This window comes from uncultured Parasphingorhabdus sp. (assembly GCF_963677535.2).
GTDB lineage: Bacteria > Pseudomonadota > Alphaproteobacteria > Sphingomonadales > Sphingomonadaceae > Parasphingorhabdus.
Genome location: NZ_CAXXUT010000001.1, coordinates 555758 through 575484, shown reverse-complemented (window position 1 = coordinate 575484; position 19727 = coordinate 555758). Strand labels below are relative to the sequence as shown.

The following is a 19727-nucleotide window of genomic DNA, read 5'->3' as shown; positions in this document are numbered from 1 at the left end:
CCGCGCAAGGTGCCTGCCCTATGAGAATAGCATTATATCAGCCCGAGATCGCAGGAAATTTAGGAACAATATTAAGGACTTGTGCCTGCCTTGATGTGTCTGTCGATATCATCGAACCATGCGGTTTTCCGTTCAGCGACCGCAGTTTGAAACGCGCCGGAATGGATTATTTTGACCATGTCGACTATACCCGTCACGCCGACTGGGATGCATTTCGTGCAAGTGTCGATTCCCAAGAATCAAGGATTATCCTGCTCTCCAGCAAGGCCGAAGCGTCGTATTTCGAGTTTGCCTATCGCAAGGACGATATCCTGTTGTTTGGATCGGAGGGATCAGGGGTTCCCCTTACTGTACATGAGCAATGCGATGGACGAATCACGATCCCGATGAGACCCGGTATGCGCAGCTTGAATCTGGCGGTTTCGGCTGGCATGGCCTTGGGCGAAGCACTTAGACAGACAGGACAATTTCCGGAATGACCAATATATTGGATGACCAGCAGCTTACGGCTCAGACCTGGTTCAAGGATCTGAGGAACCAGATATGCGCCGAATTCGAGAAGATTGAGTCGGAAGCCGGCAGCGACGCGACTTTCGACTATATTCCCTGGGACCGGCAGAATCCCGATGGCTCGCCCGGCGGTGGCGGCACGCAAGGTTTGATGAAAGGGAAAATATTCGAGAAGGTTGGGGTCAACATTTCCACGGTCGACGGCGTTTTCAGCGAGGAATTCCAGGCTCAGATCAATGGTGCCGAAGATGATCCCCGCTTCTTTGCCACCGGGATCAGTCTGGTCGCGCATATGACAAACCCCCATGTCCCCAATGTACATATGAACACGCGGTTCCTGTGCACGACCAAGCGCTGGTTCGGCGGTGGCGCTGATCTCAACCCGGCAATCGTCTATGATGACGATACCGAACAGTTTCACGCGCGACTGCGTTCCGCATGCGCGCCGCACAGCCCGGAATATTATCCGCGCTTCAAGAAATGGGCTGACGATTATTTCTATATACCCCATCGCAAGGTCCATCGCGGTGTTGGCGGGATTTTTTACGACCATATCGAACTCGACAAGGAATCGGATTTCGACCGCCATTTCGCGTTCACCCAGGATGTCGGTCGCGCCTTTCTGGATATTTTTCCGGCGCTGGTGCGCAAGCGGATGGCAATGGAGTGGACCGACGAAGAGAAACAGCAGCAGCTGGAATGGCGCGGGCGCTATGCCGAGTTCAACCTTGTCTATGATCGCGGCACGACTTTCGGGCTGAAGACCGGCGGCAATGTCGACGCGATCCTGATGAGCTTGCCGCCCGAGGCAAAATGGGTCTGATTCTATGATAATGTCGGTTCGGGATGTTCCGGCCGGCCATGTAGCTACCATCATTTCCCATCTGGAGATGTTGGAAAAGCCTCGGTTGCCGCTGTTGGAATCGGATCTTTATATCGAACGCTGGGCCGATCCCTCGGCAGAGGATTATTGCGCACTATTCCGCAAGGTCGGAGAGCCATGGATGTGGACATCCCGGCTGTTGATGGACCGCGATGGGCTGACCGCGATCCTCGATGATCCGGCAGTGGAAATCTCGCTTGTACGCGATGGCAATGAAGCCGTCGTCGGTTTTATCGAGCTGGATTTTCGCGTTCCCCGCCAATGCGAGATTGCCTTTTTCGGACTGATCCCGGCGTTGAACGGAAAGGGCCAAGGCCGCTGGATGATGAGCAGGGCGCTGGACATGGCATGGCGGGACGGCATCGGCCGGGTCTGGCTCCACACTTGTACGCAGGATTCGCCGCGCGCCCTGCCCTTTTACCAGCAATGCGGTTTCCGGATTTTCAGGCAGCAGACCGACCTGATGGAAGACCCGCGGCTGACCGGCCTTTTGCCGCGATCGGCGGCACCCCACGTCCCGATACTGGAATAGGCGTCAGACCGCTGATTGCCGCGGGGCGGACAGTTGCAGATAGATCGAAGCGATGGCGGCATAGATAATCAGCTGGAAGACCGTCTCGACCAGCGAAGCGACCAGATTGACGATGAGTGGCCACCCTTCGCCGCCGGTTGCCAATCCGACCACAATGCCGGTCACGGCTTCCAGCACATTAATGGCGATAGCGCCGACAACCATGATGATCAGCAGGAAAAAGAGAATCGCAAACCCGTTGTTCCGGGTCAGAGACCAGCTCCGCTTGAGCAGTTCCACCGGACTGCGTTCCTGCTGATCGGCCAGAATGACCGGGATCAGGACGAAGCGGCAGCTTAGATAGAGGCCTGGCAAAATGAACAGCATCAGGCCCGGCAGAACGAACAGGCCGGACAACAGATTGGCGAGCAGATAGATGACGAGAAATTTCAATGCCGCCAACAGGTTCTCGGCTACGGTGTGGCTTCGCGTCGGCACCAGCGCAAAATAGATTGCCAGCCCGCCAAATCCCATCACCAGATTGGAGGCGAGAATCGCAAAGGCATTGTCGCTGAAATAGGCGGAATAGACGGTGAACAGCGCATTGGCATCCTCTTCGCCGGACAGAAGCGGCGGGGCTACATATTGTGCGAACAACAAGGTCGGGAGAAATAGAAAAACGCCGGCAATGGCAAAGACGGCCTCTTTATGCGCACCGAGCAGGGCCATTGCACCATTCCAGCATTGCATATAATCGAGCTTCATTTTTTCGTTCCCAATTCCATTTCCGTCTTGCAAGCTCTTGCCACCCGGCCAGCAAAAGTGCACGAAATTTCTATGAATGCCCTCAACGATATCGAATGGCGCGTTGCGCCGGAAAAGATCGACTATCCTGATGCGCTCGCCGAAATGGAATCGCGCAACGCTGCGGTTCGGGCCGGCGACGCGCAGGAACTGGTCTGGCTGCTCGAGCACCCACCGCTCTATACCGCCGGCACAAGCTCCGATCCGGCGGAACTGCTCAGCCAGACTTTTCCTGTCTATGAGACCGGGCGCGGCGGTCGCCACACCTATCATGGTCCGGGGCAGCGAGTAGGCTATATCATTCTCGACCTGAAAAGACGCAACGCGGACGTGCGCGGGTTTGTTCACGCGCTCGAGGACTGGGTGATTGCGGCGCTGGCGGAATTTGGCGTGGCGGCACGGGCGGTAGACGGTCGCGTCGGCATCTGGTGCGACACGCCGGACGGGCAGGAAGCCAAGATCGGAGCGATCGGCATTCGTATCCGCAAATGGGTGACGATGCACGGCTTCTCGGTCAATATCGATCCCGATCTCAACCATTTCGGCGGGATCATTCCCTGCGGAATCAGCGAATTTCCGGTCACCAGCCTTGCCCAACTGGGTATCGCGGCAACGCTGCAGGAATTTGATGAAGCGTTGCAGAAAACGGCCGGCGGATTCCTGAAGGCGATTGATCGTCGCTGATTGCAGGTTATGAAGCGGGAAGTACCTGATCACGACAAGAGGAGAAGACCATGAGCAAATTTTCGAGAATGACCGGTGTTGCGGCGTTTGCCCTGGCGATTTCGGCCTGTTCGGGCAGTGAGGCTCCCGATTCCGGAGAAACGACGGAAACGCGGATGGACGATGTCGATGTCATAGACGGCACGATCAGCGATGAAATGGTTGATGTTGATACAATCACGGAAGTCGATGCGACTGGCGAGGACACAGAAGAACCGGCAGAAGAACCCGCGGAATAAATTCTCAGGCCAGGCCGAGTATCTTGTGAGTCTGTAGCGACAGGCGCCATTTCGGATGGGCCTGCACAAAGGCAATCGCCTGTTCAAGATGGCCCTTGCTGGCGGCAGGATCGGAAATGGCGTCTTTCGGCTGCAGTAGCAGATTGGCAAAATCCCAGTCCTGCATATCCTGCCAGTTGCTGCCCTCTTGCGGCCAGACCAGTTTCAGTTCGTCGCCGGACCGCTGGACTGTTTCGCTCTCCGCTTTGGGGCTGATGCAGATCCAGTCGATCGTTCGCGGGACCGGTAGCGTTCCATTGGATTCAATGGCGATGAAGAAATTCTCGGCGTGCAGCGCATCGATCAAATCTGCATCCACCTGCAGCATCGGTTCACCGCCGGTCAGCACCACGAACCGCGAATCGCGGTCCATGCCCCAGGTTTCTGCCGCGGCTGCTGCGAGAGCTTCTGCCGTATGGAAACGTCCCCCGCCTTCGCCGTCCATTCCGACAAAATCCGTGTCGCAAAACTGGCAGATTGCGGTAGCGCGATCCCTCTCCAGTCCGGTCCAGAGATTGCAGCCGGCGAAGCGGACGAACACCGCCCGTCGACCGGCGTGCACACCTTCGCCCTGCAGGGTCAGGAAGCGTTCCTTGACCGCATAGCTCATGATGCCGCGTATCGGGTCGGGTCGACGAGGCCGGCTTCTTCGAAGCCCTTCTGCCGCAGACGGCAGCTGTCGCATAGCCCGCAAGGGAGATTGTCCCCGGTCGGATCATAGCAGGACCAGCTCCAAGACGGGTCAAGTCCCAGCCGGATTGCTTCGCGGGCAATATCCGCCTTGGTCATATGTTGCAGCGGGGTCCGGATGTGGAAGCCGCTGCCCTGATCACCGGCCTTTGTCGCGAGATCGGCAAGACGTTCGAACCCCTGAATGAATTCGGGACGGCAGTCCGGGTAGCCGGAATAGTCCAGCGCGTTCACGCCGATGAATATATCGCGGGCATCCCTCGCTTCCGCAAGACCGAGAGTCAGCGACAGGAATATAAGGTTGCGGGCGGGCACATAGGTCACCGGAATATCATCGGTCAGGCCGGACTTGGGCACATCAATATCGGCGGTGAGCGCCGAGCCGCCAAAGCGACTCAGGTCGAGCGGCAGGATGATATGTTCCGATACGCCGAGTTTCGAGGCGATGGTTCGGGCCGATTGCAGTTCGACCTTGTGCCGCTGGTTATAGTCGACGGTGAGTGCGATAAGGCGATAGCCCTGTTCCGCGGCGATTGCTGCAGACACCATCGAGTCCAGTCCACCGGACAATAATATGATCGCTGTTTTCGATTCGGAAGTCATGATGCGCCCCGCTAAAGGCCTTGACCGCGCGGTGCAAGTGTTCCGCGCTTGCCGGTCACGGGGTCAGGCCCTAGCAACTGCCGGTGCGCCGGCCCTCGAAATCGACCGAAAAGGGCTCGCCGTTGCGAAAGCCTTGCGATGATATCTGTACCAGGGTGCTGGATTCCTGCTTGATTTCGGTGACGCCATGGCCCGCAGGGCCGCATTTATAGCTGACACGCAGCTTTTTCGGCCCGTTTTCGATCACATATCGGGTGCAATTTGCTCGGCCATGCTGGATCTGCAGCAGCAATTCGGGGTTTCCGAGACAGACTTTCTTGCCCGATCCGGTCGATCCCCGCTGTTTCAGGGTCCATTCGCCGGCCGATAATCCCTCAAGCAAAGCCATGCGGGGGGTCTGTGCGGGGGCGGCAATAGCAAAGCCCAACAGGATGACGGCAACTGCGCTGACTGATTTGATCAGTTTCATGCCTTTCATATTATTTCTCCTGTCCTGTTGGTTGCGGGTGTTTGATTGCCAATGGGTTGATAATATTCCTGAATTGCGGCCAATATCGTCGCCAATTATGTCAATCGCTAGGATTTTTTCGACAATCGTGCGTGATTGCCTCAATTTTGTCGGTATTCAATTGTTCAGACTGGCGCCTGTGATCGTGAAAGTCTTGCTACAAAATGCGCAGTCTATCGCGATATTACCCAGTTCATCGAGCATGTCATCCTTATCTTCTTTCGGGAACCGTGCGATTACGTCCCTGATATGGTCCTCATTACAGCGGCATCCCTTAACGCACGCTTTACCGCTCAAAACTCTCACTTCGTCGCTCTCGCTAAACAGGCGCCACAAAATGTCTTCCAGCGGCAGATTTTCATCTGTCAGTTCTGCCGGGCGCACGCTGCCGCCCATGATCTCGACATGTTCCCATTCCGGATGATCCAACTGCGCATGGAGGCGTTCGCGCCCCACCTCCCCTTCCGGAAGATGCTGAACAAGCAACCCACCAGCAGAAATCCGGCCATCATTCTCGTCCACCGCAACCCGGATCAGCGTCGGAATCTGCTCCGACTGAAGGAAATAATTCTGTACCGCTTCGGACAAGCTTTCTCCCTCAAGCGGCACGATCCCCTGGTTGCGGCCACGCGGTTGCGGCAGATCAAATGTGATCGCAAGATAGCCTTTGCCGAACAGCGACATCAGGCTGGGTTCAACCGGCTGGGCGGCAAACCGTTCGCGGTCAAATGCTACATAACCGCGCAAGGCACCATCTTTATAATCACAGGCCAGCAGGTCGATCACGCCCGCTTCGGTCTGGGCCTGCAAGGTCAGTTGAGAGCCATCTTCCTTCATCAGCGCGCCAAGCATTGCGGTGAGGCAGACGGCCTCCGCCAGCAGGTCCCGGATTACCGGCGGATAGCTGTGCGCGCCCAGAATATCATCAAGAGCGGAGCCCAGACGAACCACCCGACCACGGCAGTTTTTTGCCGGAATCGCAAAGGATAATATGCTGTCGCTGAGACCTATTTCCATCATCAGAGTTGCCCGAAGCACCAGCGCAGAACGGACTTCTGGGCATGGATCCGGTTTTCGGCCTCGTCCCAAACGACCGATTGCGGGCCGTCGATCACCGAAGGCATGACTTCCTCGCCGCGATGGGCCGGGAGACAGTGCAGGAACAGTGCGTCCGCTTTGGCCTGTTCCATGATCACATCATTGACCTGATAGGGCATCATGGCAGCAAGCTTTGCTTCCGCATGTTCCTGCCCCATCGAGACCCAAGTGTCCGCAACGACGACATCCGCGCCGGCCACCGCTTCATTCTCGTCACGATGGATCGAAACATTGGCGCCAGCGTCCCGCGCTCGTTTGATGAACTCCGGGTCGGAGTCATAGCCTTCGGGGCAGCCGATGCGCACGTTATATTTCATCAACCCGGCCCCTTCGACGATGCTGTTGAGCACATTATTGCCATCGCCGAGCCAGGCGATTTCAAGACCCGGCAGGGATTTGCCATGTTCCACCAGCGTCAGCAGATCGGCGACAATCTGGCAGGGATGGGATAGGTCGGTCAGGCCGTTGATCACCGGTACGCTGGCATTTGTGGCCATTTGTTCGATTTTCCCATGGTCATCGGTGCGGATCATGATCGCGTCACACATCCGGGAAAGGACCTTGGCCGTGTCATCGACCGTTTCACCGCGGCCGAGCTGCATTGAGCCGCTGTCCATGACGATGCTGGAACCGCCAAGCTGGCGGATTGCCATGTCGAAGGACACGCGGGTTCGCGTGCTGCTCTTTTCAAAGATCATCGCCAGCACATGATCGGCCAGCGGCCGGTCTGCGTCCGGTTTGCCCTTGGGGAAGCCAGCGCGCGCTGCCTTGCGGTCGATCGCATCGTTGATCATCGCTGCAATGGCGTCCCCGCCCGCGTCCGAAAGATTGAGAAAATGCCGGGTCATGATTCAGGTACCTCGTAATCGGCTGCGCCCGCGGACAGTTTCTCGATGAAGGTTGCGATATGACTGTCGTCGATATTGAGCGGCGGCAATATCCGGAGTGTATTGTCGCCGGCAGCCACGGTCAGCAACCCGTGATGGTCCCGTAGATGGGCGACAAAGCTGCGCGCCTCCTGCGTCATCATAATACCGAGCATCAGGCCCTTGCCCCGCACGCCGATGAACAGATCCGGATAATTGCCGATGAACTGCTCGATGGCCGCCCGCAGCTTTTCACCGGTCACCCGAACATTTTCCAGAAATTCGTCATTGGCAACCACGTCCCAGACAGCATTGCCGGCGGCCATCGCCAGCGGATTGCCGCCATAGGTCGAACCGTGGGTTCCGGGCACCATGCCGCGTGCGGCTTCTTCGGTCGCCATGCATGCGCCGAGGGGGAAACCCCCGCCGATGCCCTTGGCCGTCGCGACAATGTCCGGCTTGATGCCGTAAAGCTCGTAAGCGTATAGCGCGCCGGTGCGGGCCACGCCGCATTGTACCTCGTCGAGCGCCAGCAAAATGCCATGTTTGTCGGCCAGGTCGCGCAAGCCCTTCATAAACTCATCCGACGCCGGACGTACGCCGCCTTCGCCCTGGATGGGCTCGACCAGAAACGCTGCGGTCTTGTCGGTGATAGCCGCTTCCGCTCCCGCCAGATCATCGAAATCGACATATTTGAAACCGGCGAGCAAAGGCGAGAATCCGTGGTGCATTTTTTCCTGATTGGATGCCGAGATGGTCGCCATCGTCCGGCCGTGAAATGCATTTTTGAAGGTAATGATCTCGAACCGTTCACTGCCGGCCGATTGGTGATAGGCACGCGCGGTCTTGATCGCGCATTCCACCGCTTCCGCGCCGCTATTGGTAAAGAAGACCGTGTCGGCAAAAGTCGTGTCGACCAGCCGCTGGGCGAATTTCTCGCCTTGCGGGCTGCCATAGAGATTTGACACGTGCATCAGGGTTGCCGCCTGGTCCTGGATCGCCTTGGTAAGATGCGGATGACCGTGTCCCAGAAGGTTGACCGCGATGCCGCTGGCAAAATCCAGTGCACGCGAGCCGTCTTCGGAAATCAGCCAGGCGCCCTCGCCGCGCACAGGACGAAAACCGCACCGGGGATATACGGGCATGAGCGGGGTAATCGTCATTTTCTCTTCCTTCCGAAAACGGGACTTCAACAAAATAGAAAAGGCGACCCGACTGGCCGCCTCTCGAAACAGGCCTCCTTATATGCCGCTTCGCTAAGCCGGTCAATCATGGTAGAATGTGGCGGCCGCCATGCTGTCGCTGAGCGAGTTGAGTGACTGTTCTGATCACAGAGACAGGGAGAATTCATTTAGCGGCCAACTCGCCATGAGGTAATTAACGGCATCGGTGACTGGCGGGACAGACGCAGACACCAGAAAAGGAGATAGTCAGATGGATATGAAAACAACAGGTTCCCCTGATGGTTGCCCGATGGGTTTTGATGGCGGTGTACGGAGCTTATTGGGGCGGACAAACCGTGACTGGTGGCCCAATTCGCTGCAACTCGAAATATTGACTCAGGGCGGCACATCGCCGGACCCGATGGGGCCCGATTTCGACTATGCGAAAGCCTTCGGCGAGCTGGACTTCCAGGCACTCAAGAATGATCTGAAGACGCTGATGACCGACAGCCAGCCTTGGTGGCCGGCCGATTACGGGCATTATGGTCCCTTTTTCATCCGCATGGCGTGGCATGGAGCCGGCACCTACCGCACCGGTGATGGTCGCGGCGGTGCTTCCAGCGGGCAGCAGCGTTTTGCTCCGCTGAACAGCTGGCCGGACAACGGTAATCTAGACAAGGCGCGCCGCCTGCTCTGGCCAATCAAGAAGAAATATGGCGAGCAGATTAGCTGGGCCGACCTGTTCATCCTGACCGGCAATGTCGCGATTGAATCGATGGGCGGACCAGTGTTCGGTTTCGGCGGTGGCCGCAAGGATGTCTACGAACCCGAGAAAGACGTATACTGGGGCTCGGAAGAAAAATGGGTCAATGAAGGCGTTGCCACACGCATCAATCCCGATGAAGGCAAGGCGATGGAAAATCCGCTGGCGGCAATCCAGATGGGTCTGATCTACGTCAATCCGGAAGGTCCGGGCGGCAATCCGCATGATGCCGAGGGCATGGCCCGCGACATGAAGGAAACTTTCGCGCGGATGGCGATGAATGACGAGGAAACCGTGGCCCTGACTGCCGGCGGCCACGCCTTTGGCAAATGCCACGGCGCGGTTCCGCCCGACCAGCTAAGCGGTGACCCGGAGTCGGGCGAACTGAATCTGATGGGCTTCGGCTGGAGCACGGATCCGGAGCAGATTGGCGAGGGACATATCACTACGTCCGGGCTGGAAGGGGCGTGGACGCCCAATCCGACGCAATGGGGCGGCGACTATTTTCGCCTGTTGTTCAAATATGATTATGAACTGGTCGACAGTCCCGCGGGTGCCAAGCAGTGGCAGCCGGTCAATCCGGACCCCGAAGACATGGCGCCCGACGCGCGTGATCCGTCAAAAAAGGTTCCGACGATGATGACCACCGCCGACATGGCGCTGAAGCGCGATCCGGACTATCGCAAGATTTCCGAACGTTTCCGCGACGATCAGGCAGCGCTGGACGATGCCTTCGCCCGCGCCTGGTTCAAGCTGACGCACCGCGACATGGGACCCAAGGTCCGCTATCTTGGCCCTGAAGTACCCGCCGAGGATCTGATCTGGCAGGATCCCGTTCCCGCAGGCCAGCAGGCTACGGATCAGGATGTGGCGGACTTCAAGGACAAGGTGCTCGACAGCGGTCTTTCGGTTGCGGAACTGGTCAAGGCGGCCTGGGCTTCGGCTTCCACTTATCGCAAGAGTGACCACCGCGGCGGTGCCAATGGCGCGCGCGTCCGGCTTGCACCGCAGAAAGACTGGGAAGCCAATGATCCCGGAGAGCTAGCCAAGGTTCTGGACAAGCTCGACGAAATCCGCGGTTCGCTGTCAATGGCCGACGCCATCGTCATCGCGGGCAGCGCGGCGGTCGAGAAAGCGGCTCAGGATGCGGGATTTGATGTCAACGTTCCGGTTACCACGGGACGCGGAGACGCGAGTGAAGAGCAAACCGACGCAGAAAGCTTCGAACCGCTGGAACCGTTTGCGGACGGTTTCCGCAACTATCTGAAAACCAAGGCAAGCGTGAAGACCGAGGAAATTCTGATCGATCGTGCCAATCTCCTCAATCTTACCATTCCCGAGATGACGGTTCTGGTTGGCGGTCTGCGGGTACTCGGGGCCAATCATTCGAGCGCGCCGACCGAGGGCGTGTTCACCGACCGCCCCGGCCAGTTGACCAATGACTTTTTCGTCAATCTGCTCGAAATGGGCACATCGTGGGAAGTCGTGGACAAGTCCGGCGACGAACTGTTCATCGGCAAATGCCGGCAGACGGGCGAGGAGAAATGGCGCGCGACCCGGACCGATCTGGTGTTCGGATCGAATTCGCAGCTCCGTTCGGTCGCCGAAGTCTATGCCGAGGACGGGCATGAGACAAATTTCGTGGAGGATTTTGTCGCGGCCTGGGCAAAAGTCATGAACGCCGATCGCTTCGATCTAGGCTGATATCTGGACGACACCCGCTGAGACGGCCCGCCGGATAAAATCCGCGGGCCGTTTTGGCTGGAACCATGGTCCGCGTCTTAGCCCAGTTTTGCTTTGGCTGCTTCCCAGTTCTGGCCATCAAATTTGGTGATCGTTGGTTGCAGATCATGGCCGGTGTCGAGGCAGTTATAGTTCACGCTCCAGCTCTCCGGGTGGGACTTTGGCTGGTAGAAGCTTTTGACGCCACAAATCTTGCAGAAGAGATGATTCGCTTGGCCGCTGCCAAAGCGGTAGCTGGTAAGATCCCCCTCCCCTTTTTGCAGGCTAAACTGCTGATGTGGCACGAACAGGTGCAGAAAGCCGGTCCGGGCACAGATCGAACAGTTGCAATCAAGCATTGCCGGTGCCTTTTCGACATCGGCTTCGAAGCGGACAGCGCCGCAATGGCAACCGCCGGATATGCTGCTGCGCACGACAACTTCTCCTATCTGTTCTCTTCTTCGCGACGCGGGCGGAAACGCAGCGACAGCGGAGTGATGAACCCGTCATTGTTAATCCGGATTCTCGCGATAGCCTGCAAATCCGGATCGACAAGATTTTTCTCATAGTCGCGCGCTGCGTCCTGCGCGACATAGAGGCGGTCGCGGGTGAGGCCGTCATTGCCTTCCTCGCTCCACGGATTGGCCCGGACGACCATATCGCAACGGCCATCCGCGAGATGATCGGCGTCAATCCGGTCATATATTTCGACGCTCGCGATTTCGGGCGCGGTGCCGCTGATACACAAGCTTTTGCGAGCGGCCGCCCATGACGGTATCTGGCCCTCATCGGTCGCAGGCCAGTCGTAGCGAAACTGTACATAATGGCCCCGCAGCAGATCGCGCGGATCATAGCCGGCAATCGGCACATCCCATTCAGTTCCCTGGCGCGATTCCCTGTCCGTGGTCCACCAGATCAGTGCCAGACCGGCCAGCGGCAATAGCAGGGCAAGCGGCAGGAAAAATCGACGATAGTGGCTCATTGGTCGCTCCCCTGCTCGTTCGGTTCTTCTGCACTCGACTTTTCTGGTGCCAGCGTCCGGGACAGGCGATAGGCGGCCATCGCTATGGCAATGGTGATCAACCCTGCGATAATCAGGCCGATGCCGCTGCTGAACAGATCATAAGCGAGCTGAAAATTCAGGATGATCAGGCGCAACGCTATGATCGCGACAACCGCCTGAAACACGTTCCGCCACCCGGAATGGATCGCACTCCAGCCAACCACGGCCCAAAAGGCCATGAACAATATAGCGTTGACCACAGGCGCGCTAGGCTGCGCGATACTGCTGACAAAACTGATGATCGCGGCACCGGTTACAATCGCGGCGATGCTGATACCGGATGCGGCGCGATTGTAAAAGTAGACCAGAAGCGCAGCTGCGCTCCACAACAGCAGCTGGACTGCTGCTATATCGCTTAGGAACTGGTTCGATTCCCTCGTGCCCAATGCCAATCCATCGGTTATCAGTTTGAAACCCACCCCTGCGACTAAGATTGTCAGTGCAAATTGTCCGATCTGTCGCCAGAAAACCGCCCTTTCGCTCCATTTCCCCATCACCACGGCAAGGAGCAGTGCAAAAACCGGCAGGCTGGTGATGACCGCAACAATGAGGGAACTGGGGGCTTTGCTTTGTTCGAAATACCAGCCCAGAACGCTGATGGCCGTCCCCATCAACGACGCCGGCCAGAGCAACGAGATCAGCCACCCGCGACCGGTCAGCAGCAACAAAGGGGAAAACAGTAGCAGCCATATCAGGAGAGGCTGCCAAAGCGGAGAACTGGTCTGGTAGACCTGACCGAGATGCCCGAAAAAGGTCAAGCCCAGCACCGCGGTCACGAACAGAAAAATGTCCTTCAGATAGAGACCGAGAAAGCCTTTGCGCGGCTGCAGGCGATAGATTGCGCCGCAAAGACCGCTGATCAAAAGTCCGTGAACGGTCAGGCGGACCATTCCGGGGATATCATCCCAATTCGCGGCGACGAGCGAGATGATCCCGAGACCGATGGCTAGAGCGCCCAGTCCGATCAGCGACCAGAGACCGAGTGGTCTCGACTGATCGCTCTCATAGTCCCGGATGCGTTGCGCAGTCGCTCCATCGATCACGCCGGCATTTAGCCAGATATTGATTTTTCTTTCTGACAATTGCCGATCTCCGCTCCGGTAAAAAAGCTACGCGAGGCGGGCTGGAATGGCAAGCGCAGCGGCGCAGTCACGCGCTGACGGTCGGGTCGGATCAATCCCGCACTTCGGTGGTGTGGATGTCGATGCGGTTTTCCAAAGTCCTGTGCACCGGGCATTTTTCGGCAATTTCGAGCAGCTTGCGGCGATCCTCCTCGCTCAAATCCCCTTCAAGAGTGATCGAACGGTCGATTACGTCAATGCGATTGTCGTCATTGTTACAGCTCTGGCAGTCATCGACATGCTCGCGGCTATGCTCGAGCAGGATATGCACGGCCTCGAGCGCGATACCCTTGCGATCGGCGTACATCTTCATCGTCATTGATGTGCAACTGCCCAGTGCCGCGAGCAACAGGTCATAAGGTGACGGGCCGCTGTCATTACCGCCAAAGGATTCCGGTTCGTCTGCCAGAAACCGATGTTTCCCGACCCTGACGGTCTGCTGGAATTTGCCGCTAGCGGTTTCGACGGAGACAAGAGACGGATTGGTTGCCATGATTATTCCACCGTTACCGACTTTGCGAGATTGCGGGGCTGGTCGACATCCGTGCCCTTGGCGACTGCGACATGATAGGACAATAGTTGCACGGGTACCGCGTAGACCAGCGGCGCGATCAAAGGATGAACTTTCGGCATCTCGATCGTGGCCATACAGCCCTCTCCCGCTTCCGCTATCCCGTCAGCATCGGAGATAAGCACAACCTTGCCGCCGCGGGCCATGACTTCCTGCATATTGGATACGGTTTTCTCGAACAAGGGGCCTGATGGCGCCAGCACGATCACCGGTACCGCTTCGTCGATCAAAGCAATCGGACCGTGCTTCATTTCGCCGGAGGCATAGCCTTCGGCATGGATGTAGCTGATTTCCTTGAGTTTCAGAGCGCCTTCAAGGGCCAAGGGATAATCCGGACCTCGTCCCAGATAGAGCACATCCCGCGCCGGCGCGATCAGATGCGCCATTTGCGCAATATCTTCGTCATGCGCGAGGGCAGCGTTCAGGGCTGCGGGCGCCTCGGTCAGGTGCCTGACAACATCCCGCTCCTCGTCCCGCGTCATTTTGCCCTTCACCACGGCCAGATGGGCCGCGAGCGCAGCGAGCACCGCAAGCTGGCACGAGAAGGCCTTGGTCGATGCAACGCCGATTTCGGGACCGGCATGAGTGGGCAGCAGGAGATCGGCTTCGCGGGCCATGCTGCTGGTCGGTACATTGACGACAACGGCAATTTTCTGGCCATTCTCCTTGCTGTGGCGAAGCGCTGCAAGAGTGTCAGCGGTCTCTCCCGACTGCGAGATGAACAGCGCCAGTCCACCAGGTTCGAGCACCGGATCACGATAGCGAAATTCCGAGGCGAAATCGAGATCGACCGGCACGCGGGCGAACGTCTCAAACCAATATTTGGCTACCATACCGGCATAATAGCTGGTGCCGCAGGCGACGATCGTCACGCGCTTGATATCGCGCAGGTCAAAATCCATTTGTGGCAGTGCTACCTGCTGTTCGAGCGAGCGGATGTAGCTCTGCAATGTCTGCGCGACGACGGTGGGCTGCTCGAAAATCTCCTTCTGCATGAAATGGCGGTAATTGCCCTTTTCGATGGCGGAAGCCGAGACGCCGGATGTCGTGATCTCGCGCTCCACCGGGACATTATCCTTGTCATAGATATCTGCGCCATCGCGCGTGATGACCACCCAGTCGCCTTCTTCCAGATAGGCAATTTGCTGGGTCAGCGGCGCCAGCGCCAGCGCGTCGGATCCGAGATAGGTTTCGCCGTCGCCATAGCCGACCACCAGAGGGGAACCGAGCCGCGCGCCAATCAGAAGGTCGGGCTGCGAGCGGAAAGCGATGGCCAGCGCAAAAGCCCCCCGCAATTGTGGCAAGATCGCCTGGACCGCTTCTTCCGGGCTTTTGCCCGCTTCGACCTGCTCGCTGACCAGATGAGCGACCACTTCGGTATCGGTTTCGCTTTCGAATGACCGGCCACGCGCGCTCAACGCTTCGCGAAGGCTCCTGAAATTCTCGATAATGCCGTTATGCACCAGCGCTACTTCGCCGGTTGCATGAGGATGCGCGTTACTGGTTGTGGGCGCGCCATGGGTGGCCCAGCGGGTATGGGCAATCCCGACGTTGCCGGCGGCATCATCCGTTTTCAGCACCTCCACCAGATTCGCCAGCTTGCCTTCCGCCCGGCGGCGGATCAGCTGGCCATTGTGCACGGTGCAGACACCGGCGCTGTCATAGCCGCGATACTCCATCCGTTTCAGGCCATCGACCAGACGATCTGAAACGGACTGATTGCCAACTATTCCAATAATTCCGCACATCGTTTTTCGGGCTTTCTGCTAAAATGTATAAGGTATCCGGATGCCCGGCATGTTGGCCGGAAAATCCTTTGTATTACGGGTAATCAGGATAGCACCGCTAACCTGGGCAGTGGCAAGAATCATGGCATCAAGCAAGTTCATCTGCATGCGATAGCGGATATCGGCAGCGGCATCGCAAATTCGTGCGTCCAGTTCAACGATTTCGAACGGGGCCAGCAGATCCTGTATCTTGCGGCGGGTTTCCAGCGGTTCGCCTGCTATGACTTCCGTCCAGACGACACGGCTGATCCGGTGCTTTGCATATCGTTGCAATTCAGCGGCCGCGCCGGGCCGGTCCTGCAACCAGTCGATGATGATATTAGTGTCGAAAAAGGGCGTGGACATGGCCTTCTATGCCGGTTCGCGGTCTGTGCGGATGGTGCGCTGATATGCCATGCTGTCCCCGATATCAGAACGATCTTTCCAATAGCCGCGGCCCTTGGCGATCCAGTCCTTGCTGCCCTCAGCGCGATAGGCAGCCACTGCATCCCGTAACAACTGGGCGCGAGACTTGCCCTGCTCTGTCGCCTGAGCGTCGAGCCATTTCACATCGTCTTCGGGGAGATCAGCGAGGATTCGGGTCATGATGATATATTGATATCATATCGTGATATCATGTCAATTTGAATCGACTATTTGTGCCGGGAAGTGGCGTTACAAGCGGCATCGGCTTGGTTCTTAATCAAGCGATATGTAGTTCCGGCGTCACTTTCCCGATTTTTTCTTAGCGCTTGCCGCATTGAACCGGGCAGCCCAACCTGCCTTCGCCGTCTGTTCAGCGCGAACCAGCGCCAGATCGCCGGCGGCAACATCTTTCGTTACGGTTGCGCCTGCGCCGACAATTGCGCCTTCGCCGATCGTCACCGGTGCCACCAGCGCGCTGTTCGAGCCGATGAAGGCGCTCTTGCCGATCACCGTTTTATATTTGAAATAGCCGTCATAATTGCAGGTGATCGTGCCGGCACCGATATTAGCGCCCTCGCCCACTTCAGCGTCGCCGAGATAGGTCAGATGATTGGCCTTGGCGCCTTTGCCCAGCGTGGCTTTTTTCATTTCCACGAAATTGCCGACTTTGGAGCCTTCTTCCATCACGGCCCCCGGGCGCAGGCGGGCGAAGGGTCCGACGTTGGTCTTGCGACCAATAGTCGCTCCTTCGATATGGCTGTGCCCATAAATTTTCGCGCCCGAGGCGATCGAGACGCCGGGACCGAAGATCACATTGGGCTCGATCACGACATCGGAAGCGACTTGCGTATCGTGCGAGAACCACACCGTGTCCGGCGCGATCAGGCTGACTCCGTCGGCCATGGCTTGTTCTCGGCGGCGGGCCTGCCATTCGCCTTCGACCGCGGCAAGTTCGGCGCGGCTGTTGACGCCGGCAACCTCGGCCGGGTCATCGACTTCGATCACGGCGCTCTTCTGGCCGGGAAGCATGACGATGTCGGGCAGATAATATTCGCCTGCAGCATTGTCGTTGCTGATCTGGTCGAGCAAGATGAACAGGTCGGTCGAGCGCGCCGCCATCAGGCCGCTGTTGCACAGATTGACCGCACGCTCCGCATCGCTGGCGTCTTTAAACTCGACCATCTTCTCGATCTCGCCCTGATCATCGGCAATAATCCGGCCATAAGCGGCGGCATCATCTGGGCGGAAGCCGAGCACGACGGCGCGCGGATCGGATCCATTGTTGAGGCGGAAAATCATGTCGCGCATCGTATCCGCGCTGACCATCGGCACATCGCCATAGAGGATCAGCACGTCGCCGGCGAAGCCCTTTAGCGCGTCATGAGCCTGCGCCACCGCGTGGCCGGTGCCGAGCTGCTCCTCCTGCACTGCGATCGCGACATTGCGGTCCTTTACACTTTCCTCGATCTGCTCACGGCGGGCGCCGACGACAATGACGGTGCGTTCAACGCCAACAGACTCGATAGTATCGAGAAGATGGTGGAGCATCGGCTTGCCGGCAATCGGGTGCAGCACCTTGTGCTTTTCCGATTTCATCCTCGTCCCCTGACCGGCGGCCAGGATGATTGCGGCTAGCGGGCGATCTGACATCGAAATTCTCCGGAACAAATGGGACTATAGCGGCGCTGTCTCGGCCATTTGCAGCGGCTAATGCCATGCAAAGCGGGGATAAGCCACCCTGTATCTTGTCGGCGTGGCGGGTTCATCCAGACGGCTTTCCGTCCTTGCGCCATTTGATCCACAAATGCCGCGCCAGCATCAGTGGCGGCATTCGCAGCCAGTGGGATCGGATATAGAAGGCAAGGCGCGTCAATTTCCGGGTTTCGCGGCCATAACCGTCGCGCGCCAGCAAACGGCGGACATAGAAATTGTCGGTAAACGTCGCCTTGCCCGCCAGCGACGGAAGAACCGGCGTATCATATAGCGCCGCAGCAAGGCGCAGCGCCCTTGCCAGTTCGTCGGCCAGCCCGTGGAGACGGGCGCGCTTATCGAGCTCGGTCCAGAATGATGCTGAGGCTTCGGCCTTTTCCCGCAACAGGAGGTTGATGTCCCACAGATTCCGCAAGCCGCCGGCCAGATCACCATCCGCAAACAGATGGGCGACGGAATGCAGCACCATGTCCGCCGGCGCCATCACATACAGGCCATCCGCGAGTGCTATGGCACTGGCGTGTATCTCTCCGGCATTCGGCGTAGGGCCAGCGGTCAACGGCAATATTGTATGATGTACGTCGATCATCCGGTCCCGCTCGCGGTGGATCAGCGGCGGCAGTTCGTGCATATGCTCGCGATAATATTGGTCATCATAGGGATCCGGTTTAACCCATTCCCAGCCGGCATCGAGCAAGGCGTTTTCGACCACCGGCAAATCTTTCCGCTCCACCATGATGTCAAGATCGCCTATGCTACGGCCCCGGCCAGCGGCGAGGTCGGCCGCGACATAGGCTGTCCCCTTCATCAGGACAATCTTGCCGGGATAGTCGGCGAGCGCCCGTCGCGCGCAATCGGCTTCCCACAAGGCCTGCAGCCGCGCCAGATCATGCGCCTCGACGGCATCTTGCAGAACCATGCGAATCCGATCCGGCACCTTCGCATGATCGATCCGGTGAGCCAGCGCGCCGATCAGAGATTCGGCCCGGGCCATGCTGATCAGGTCGGTCCACTCGCTGCCTCGAAGCATTTCCACGCTGGCCGGGGTGCGCAGGGCATCGACCAGACGTCGGGCATCGCGCATCATGGCAATTTGCTCCACAATCCGTCGATCAGTTCTTCCGCCTGCTCGATCGATTGATAATCCATGGCTCTGGCGGGAACCCGATCAACAAACCGGGTCAGTGCCCGAAATCCCGATTCTCCGAGCGCGACATAATTGGTTGAGGCCTGGGTCAGCCGGACGAAAATTTCGGCCTGGCCCATTTCGCGCAATTCGCGAGCGTGACCAAAACGGGGAAAAAGCAACAGCGCCGGCGTGGCCGACTCCTCCATTCGGGTAACGGCCTCCTGCGACGGGACAAGATGGCGTATGTCGCCCTTGGGGGTGGCTTTCATTTCGGGGCCGAACCGGTCATCCGCTGCAAGATTCTGCATCGCCCCGATAGCCTGGTTTTTCAGGCTTATCAGGCGCGGAAAAGGCGAAATCTTTCCGTCGTCGAGGCCCAACAGTGCGAATTCGTCCCCCATGAACCGCCAGCCCCGCTCGGCCAGCATCGCGGACAGGGTCGATTTCCCCGAGCCGGACAGGCCGGTCATGACCAGCGCTTTGCCGTCTTTCTCGACGCTGCTGGCATGGAGCAGCAGATGCCGCCGCCAGCCGAGCGCCATTTGCAGGTTCATGCCCATTTCGGCGGCAAGCAAACCCTGCGCCAGCGGCAACGGTGCGGCATCGGGCAGCCAGAAGTCACCGCCGATGTGGACGGACGGGCGGATGTGGCGGCGCCAGGGCTTGTCTGGCTCCAGCCGAACCGTGAAATCGACCTGCCCTTCGCCCGGTGCCGGATAGTGCCGATAGAGACCGGCCAGCTGATCCAGCGGTTGTCGCCATGCTGAAGCAATCCGGAAAGCTGCGGGACCGATTTTGAGCAGGATATGATGCATCTTG

General features: G+C 58.2%; 23 protein-coding genes. 6 read left to right on the top strand and 17 right to left on the bottom strand.

Annotation, left to right across the window (positions count from 1 at the left end; all coding sequences use genetic code 11):
• Positions 1 to 20 precede the first annotated feature (20 nt).
• Genes ACHZCJ_RS02770 through ACHZCJ_RS02760 form a run of 3 tightly spaced genes read left to right on the top strand, consistent with a single transcriptional unit; the run spans position 21 to position 1925 of the window.
• Complete coding sequence (locus tag ACHZCJ_RS02770) at positions 21 to 479, top strand: tRNA (cytidine(34)-2'-O)-methyltransferase (RefSeq protein ID WP_321324972.1); 459 nt, start codon at positions 21 to 23, stop codon at positions 477 to 479.
• Complete coding sequence (gene hemF, locus ACHZCJ_RS02765) at positions 476 to 1333, top strand: oxygen-dependent coproporphyrinogen oxidase (protein ID WP_321323701.1); 858 nt, start codon at positions 476 to 478, stop codon at positions 1331 to 1333. The genes ACHZCJ_RS02770 and hemF overlap by 4 nt, the downstream gene beginning before the upstream one ends.
• Before the next feature lie 4 nt (positions 1334 to 1337).
• Positions 1338 to 1925, top strand: coding sequence for a GNAT family N-acetyltransferase (locus ACHZCJ_RS02760; protein WP_321323699.1), 588 nt, complete (start codon positions 1338 to 1340; stop codon positions 1923 to 1925).
• Between the two features lie 3 nt (positions 1926 to 1928).
• On the opposite strand, the gene ACHZCJ_RS02755 is transcribed toward ACHZCJ_RS02760, so the two are convergent.
• Complete coding sequence (locus ACHZCJ_RS02755; protein ID WP_321323696.1) at positions 1929 to 2669, bottom strand: hypothetical protein; 741 nt, start codon at positions 2667 to 2669, stop codon at positions 1929 to 1931.
• A gap of 72 nt (positions 2670 to 2741) precedes the next feature.
• Here ACHZCJ_RS02755 and lipB point away from each other — a divergent pair, with 72 nt between their 5' ends.
• Both lipB and ACHZCJ_RS02745 read left to right on the top strand, forming a co-directional pair.
• Positions 2742 to 3392 (top strand): lipoyl(octanoyl) transferase LipB, encoded by a 651-nt coding sequence (lipB, locus tag ACHZCJ_RS02750; protein WP_321323694.1) that lies wholly within the window; start codon positions 2742 to 2744, stop codon positions 3390 to 3392.
• A gap of 50 nt (positions 3393 to 3442) precedes the next feature.
• Positions 3443 to 3670, top strand: a complete 228-nt coding sequence (locus ACHZCJ_RS02745) for a hypothetical protein (RefSeq protein ID WP_159642970.1) — start codon at positions 3443 to 3445, stop codon at positions 3668 to 3670.
• A gap of 4 nt (positions 3671 to 3674) precedes the next feature.
• On the opposite strand, the gene queE is transcribed toward ACHZCJ_RS02745, so the two are convergent.
• The 6 genes from queE to ACHZCJ_RS02715 form a co-directional block, all read right to left on the bottom strand.
• Positions 3675 to 4319, bottom strand: coding sequence for a 7-carboxy-7-deazaguanine synthase (gene queE, locus ACHZCJ_RS02740; RefSeq protein WP_321323691.1), 645 nt, complete (start codon positions 4317 to 4319; stop codon positions 3675 to 3677).
• Positions 4316 to 5002 carry a 7-cyano-7-deazaguanine synthase QueC gene (queC, locus tag ACHZCJ_RS02735; RefSeq protein WP_321323689.1) on the bottom strand — a complete coding sequence of 229 codons (687 nt, stop codon included), beginning with the start codon at positions 5000 to 5002 and terminating at the stop codon, positions 4316 to 4318. Before queC ends, queE begins: the two co-directional genes overlap by 4 nt.
• A 70-nt stretch (positions 5003 to 5072) precedes the next feature.
• A complete protein-coding gene (locus ACHZCJ_RS02730) occupies positions 5073 to 5480 on the bottom strand; it encodes a hypothetical protein (protein WP_321323688.1) in 408 nt (135 codons plus the stop codon).
• 147 nt (positions 5481 to 5627) lie between these two features.
• On the bottom strand, positions 5628 to 6530 hold the full coding sequence (locus ACHZCJ_RS02725; RefSeq protein WP_321323686.1) for an Hsp33 family molecular chaperone HslO: 903 nt from the start codon (positions 6528 to 6530) through the stop codon (positions 5628 to 5630).
• On the bottom strand, positions 6530 to 7456 hold the full coding sequence (gene argF / locus ACHZCJ_RS02720; protein ID WP_321323684.1) for an ornithine carbamoyltransferase: 927 nt from the start codon (positions 7454 to 7456) through the stop codon (positions 6530 to 6532). Before argF ends, ACHZCJ_RS02725 begins: the two co-directional genes overlap by 1 nt.
• Positions 7453 to 8637: an aspartate aminotransferase family protein gene (locus tag ACHZCJ_RS02715; protein WP_321323682.1), complete on the bottom strand. Its 1185-nt coding sequence runs from the start codon at positions 8635 to 8637 to the stop codon at positions 7453 to 7455. Before ACHZCJ_RS02715 ends, argF begins: the two co-directional genes overlap by 4 nt.
• 271 nt (positions 8638 to 8908) lie before the next feature.
• On the opposite strand from ACHZCJ_RS02715, the gene katG reads away from it, so the two are divergent.
• Positions 8909 to 11104: a catalase/peroxidase HPI gene (gene katG, locus ACHZCJ_RS02710; protein ID WP_321323680.1), complete on the top strand. Its 2196-nt coding sequence runs from the start codon at positions 8909 to 8911 to the stop codon at positions 11102 to 11104.
• Positions 11105 to 11181: 77 nt separating this feature from the next.
• Here the strand turns inward: katG and ACHZCJ_RS02705 are convergent, their stop codons facing one another.
• The 10 genes from ACHZCJ_RS02705 to ACHZCJ_RS02660 form a co-directional block, all read right to left on the bottom strand.
• A complete protein-coding gene (locus ACHZCJ_RS02705; RefSeq protein WP_236553843.1) occupies positions 11182 to 11556 on the bottom strand; it encodes a GFA family protein in 375 nt (124 codons plus the stop codon).
• Positions 11557 to 11567: 11 nt separating this feature from the next.
• On the bottom strand, positions 11568 to 12104 hold the full coding sequence (locus ACHZCJ_RS02700) for a GDYXXLXY domain-containing protein (protein WP_321323677.1): 537 nt from the start codon (positions 12102 to 12104) through the stop codon (positions 11568 to 11570).
• On the bottom strand, positions 12101 to 13267 hold the full coding sequence (locus ACHZCJ_RS02695; protein WP_321323675.1) for a DUF2157 domain-containing protein: 1167 nt from the start codon (positions 13265 to 13267) through the stop codon (positions 12101 to 12103). Before ACHZCJ_RS02695 ends, ACHZCJ_RS02700 begins: the two co-directional genes overlap by 4 nt.
• A gap of 91 nt (positions 13268 to 13358) precedes the next feature.
• Positions 13359 to 13799: an OsmC family protein gene (locus tag ACHZCJ_RS02690; protein ID WP_159642990.1), complete on the bottom strand. Its 441-nt coding sequence runs from the start codon at positions 13797 to 13799 to the stop codon at positions 13359 to 13361.
• A 2-nt stretch (positions 13800 to 13801) separates the two neighbouring features.
• On the bottom strand, positions 13802 to 15625 hold the full coding sequence (gene glmS / locus ACHZCJ_RS02685) for a glutamine--fructose-6-phosphate transaminase (isomerizing) (RefSeq protein WP_321323672.1): 1824 nt from the start codon (positions 15623 to 15625) through the stop codon (positions 13802 to 13804).
• A gap of 18 nt (positions 15626 to 15643) precedes the next feature.
• Entirely contained in the window at positions 15644 to 16009 is a 366-nt protein-coding gene (locus ACHZCJ_RS02680; protein WP_321323669.1) for a type II toxin-antitoxin system VapC family toxin, read from the bottom strand.
• A gap of 6 nt (positions 16010 to 16015) precedes the next feature.
• Positions 16016 to 16249, bottom strand: coding sequence for a ribbon-helix-helix protein, CopG family (locus ACHZCJ_RS02675; protein WP_321323667.1), 234 nt, complete (start codon positions 16247 to 16249; stop codon positions 16016 to 16018).
• Positions 16250 to 16369: 120 nt separating this feature from the next.
• Positions 16370 to 17719 carry a bifunctional UDP-N-acetylglucosamine diphosphorylase/glucosamine-1-phosphate N-acetyltransferase GlmU gene (gene glmU / locus ACHZCJ_RS02670; RefSeq protein WP_321323665.1) on the bottom strand — a complete coding sequence of 450 codons (1350 nt, stop codon included), beginning with the start codon at positions 17717 to 17719 and terminating at the stop codon, positions 16370 to 16372.
• A gap of 112 nt (positions 17720 to 17831) precedes the next feature.
• The gene (locus tag ACHZCJ_RS02665) at positions 17832 to 18863 is read right to left on the bottom strand and encodes a nucleotidyltransferase family protein (RefSeq protein ID WP_321323663.1); all 1032 of its coding nucleotides are present in this window, start codon (positions 18861 to 18863) and stop codon (positions 17832 to 17834) included.
• Complete coding sequence (locus ACHZCJ_RS02660) at positions 18863 to 19723, bottom strand: HprK-related kinase A (RefSeq protein WP_321324969.1); 861 nt, start codon at positions 19721 to 19723, stop codon at positions 18863 to 18865. Before ACHZCJ_RS02660 ends, ACHZCJ_RS02665 begins: the two co-directional genes overlap by 1 nt.
• Positions 19724 to 19727 lie beyond the last annotated feature (4 nt).

What these genes read in the sequence shown, in the direction of transcription:
- ACHZCJ_RS02770 (WP_321324972.1), top strand. Translation starts at nt 21, where the DNA reads ATGAGAATAGCATTATATCAGCCCGAGATCGCAGGAAATTTAGGAACA.
- hemF (WP_321323701.1), top strand. Translation starts at nt 476, where the DNA reads ATGACCAATATATTGGATGACCAGCAGCTTACGGCTCAGACCTGGTTC.
- ACHZCJ_RS02760 (WP_321323699.1), top strand. Translation starts at nt 1,338, where the DNA reads ATGATAATGTCGGTTCGGGATGTTCCGGCCGGCCATGTAGCTACCATC.
- ACHZCJ_RS02755 (WP_321323696.1), bottom strand. Translation starts at nt 2,669, where the DNA reads ATGAAGCTCGATTATATGCAATGCTGGAATGGTGCAATGGCCCTGCTC.
- lipB (WP_321323694.1), top strand. Translation starts at nt 2,742, where the DNA reads ATGAATGCCCTCAACGATATCGAATGGCGCGTTGCGCCGGAAAAGATC.
- ACHZCJ_RS02745 (WP_159642970.1), top strand. Translation starts at nt 3,443, where the DNA reads ATGAGCAAATTTTCGAGAATGACCGGTGTTGCGGCGTTTGCCCTGGCG.
- queE (WP_321323691.1), bottom strand. Translation starts at nt 4,319, where the DNA reads ATGAGCTATGCGGTCAAGGAACGCTTCCTGACCCTGCAGGGCGAAGGT.
- queC (WP_321323689.1), bottom strand. Translation starts at nt 5,002, where the DNA reads ATGACTTCCGAATCGAAAACAGCGATCATATTATTGTCCGGTGGACTG.
- ACHZCJ_RS02730 (WP_321323688.1), bottom strand. Translation starts at nt 5,480, where the DNA reads ATGAAAGGCATGAAACTGATCAAATCAGTCAGCGCAGTTGCCGTCATC.
- ACHZCJ_RS02725 (WP_321323686.1), bottom strand. Translation starts at nt 6,530, where the DNA reads ATGATGGAAATAGGTCTCAGCGACAGCATATTATCCTTTGCGATTCCG.
- argF (WP_321323684.1), bottom strand. Translation starts at nt 7,456, where the DNA reads ATGACCCGGCATTTTCTCAATCTTTCGGACGCGGGCGGGGACGCCATT.
- ACHZCJ_RS02715 (WP_321323682.1), bottom strand. Translation starts at nt 8,637, where the DNA reads ATGACGATTACCCCGCTCATGCCCGTATATCCCCGGTGCGGTTTTCGT.
- katG (WP_321323680.1), top strand. Translation starts at nt 8,909, where the DNA reads ATGGATATGAAAACAACAGGTTCCCCTGATGGTTGCCCGATGGGTTTT.
- ACHZCJ_RS02700 (WP_321323677.1), bottom strand. Translation starts at nt 12,104, where the DNA reads ATGAGCCACTATCGTCGATTTTTCCTGCCGCTTGCCCTGCTATTGCCG.
- ACHZCJ_RS02690 (WP_159642990.1), bottom strand. Translation starts at nt 13,799, where the DNA reads ATGGCAACCAATCCGTCTCTTGTCTCCGTCGAAACCGCTAGCGGCAAA.
- glmS (WP_321323672.1), bottom strand. Translation starts at nt 15,625, where the DNA reads ATGTGCGGAATTATTGGAATAGTTGGCAATCAGTCCGTTTCAGATCGT.
- ACHZCJ_RS02680 (WP_321323669.1), bottom strand. Translation starts at nt 16,009, where the DNA reads ATGTCCACGCCCTTTTTCGACACTAATATCATCATCGACTGGTTGCAG.
- ACHZCJ_RS02675 (WP_321323667.1), bottom strand. Translation starts at nt 16,249, where the DNA reads ATGACCCGAATCCTCGCTGATCTCCCCGAAGACGATGTGAAATGGCTC.
- glmU (WP_321323665.1), bottom strand. Translation starts at nt 17,719, where the DNA reads ATGTCAGATCGCCCGCTAGCCGCAATCATCCTGGCCGCCGGTCAGGGG.
- ACHZCJ_RS02665 (WP_321323663.1), bottom strand. Translation starts at nt 18,863, where the DNA reads ATGCGCGATGCCCGACGTCTGGTCGATGCCCTGCGCACCCCGGCCAGC.
- ACHZCJ_RS02660 (WP_321324969.1), bottom strand. Translation starts at nt 19,723, where the DNA reads ATGCATCATATCCTGCTCAAAATCGGTCCCGCAGCTTTCCGGATTGCT.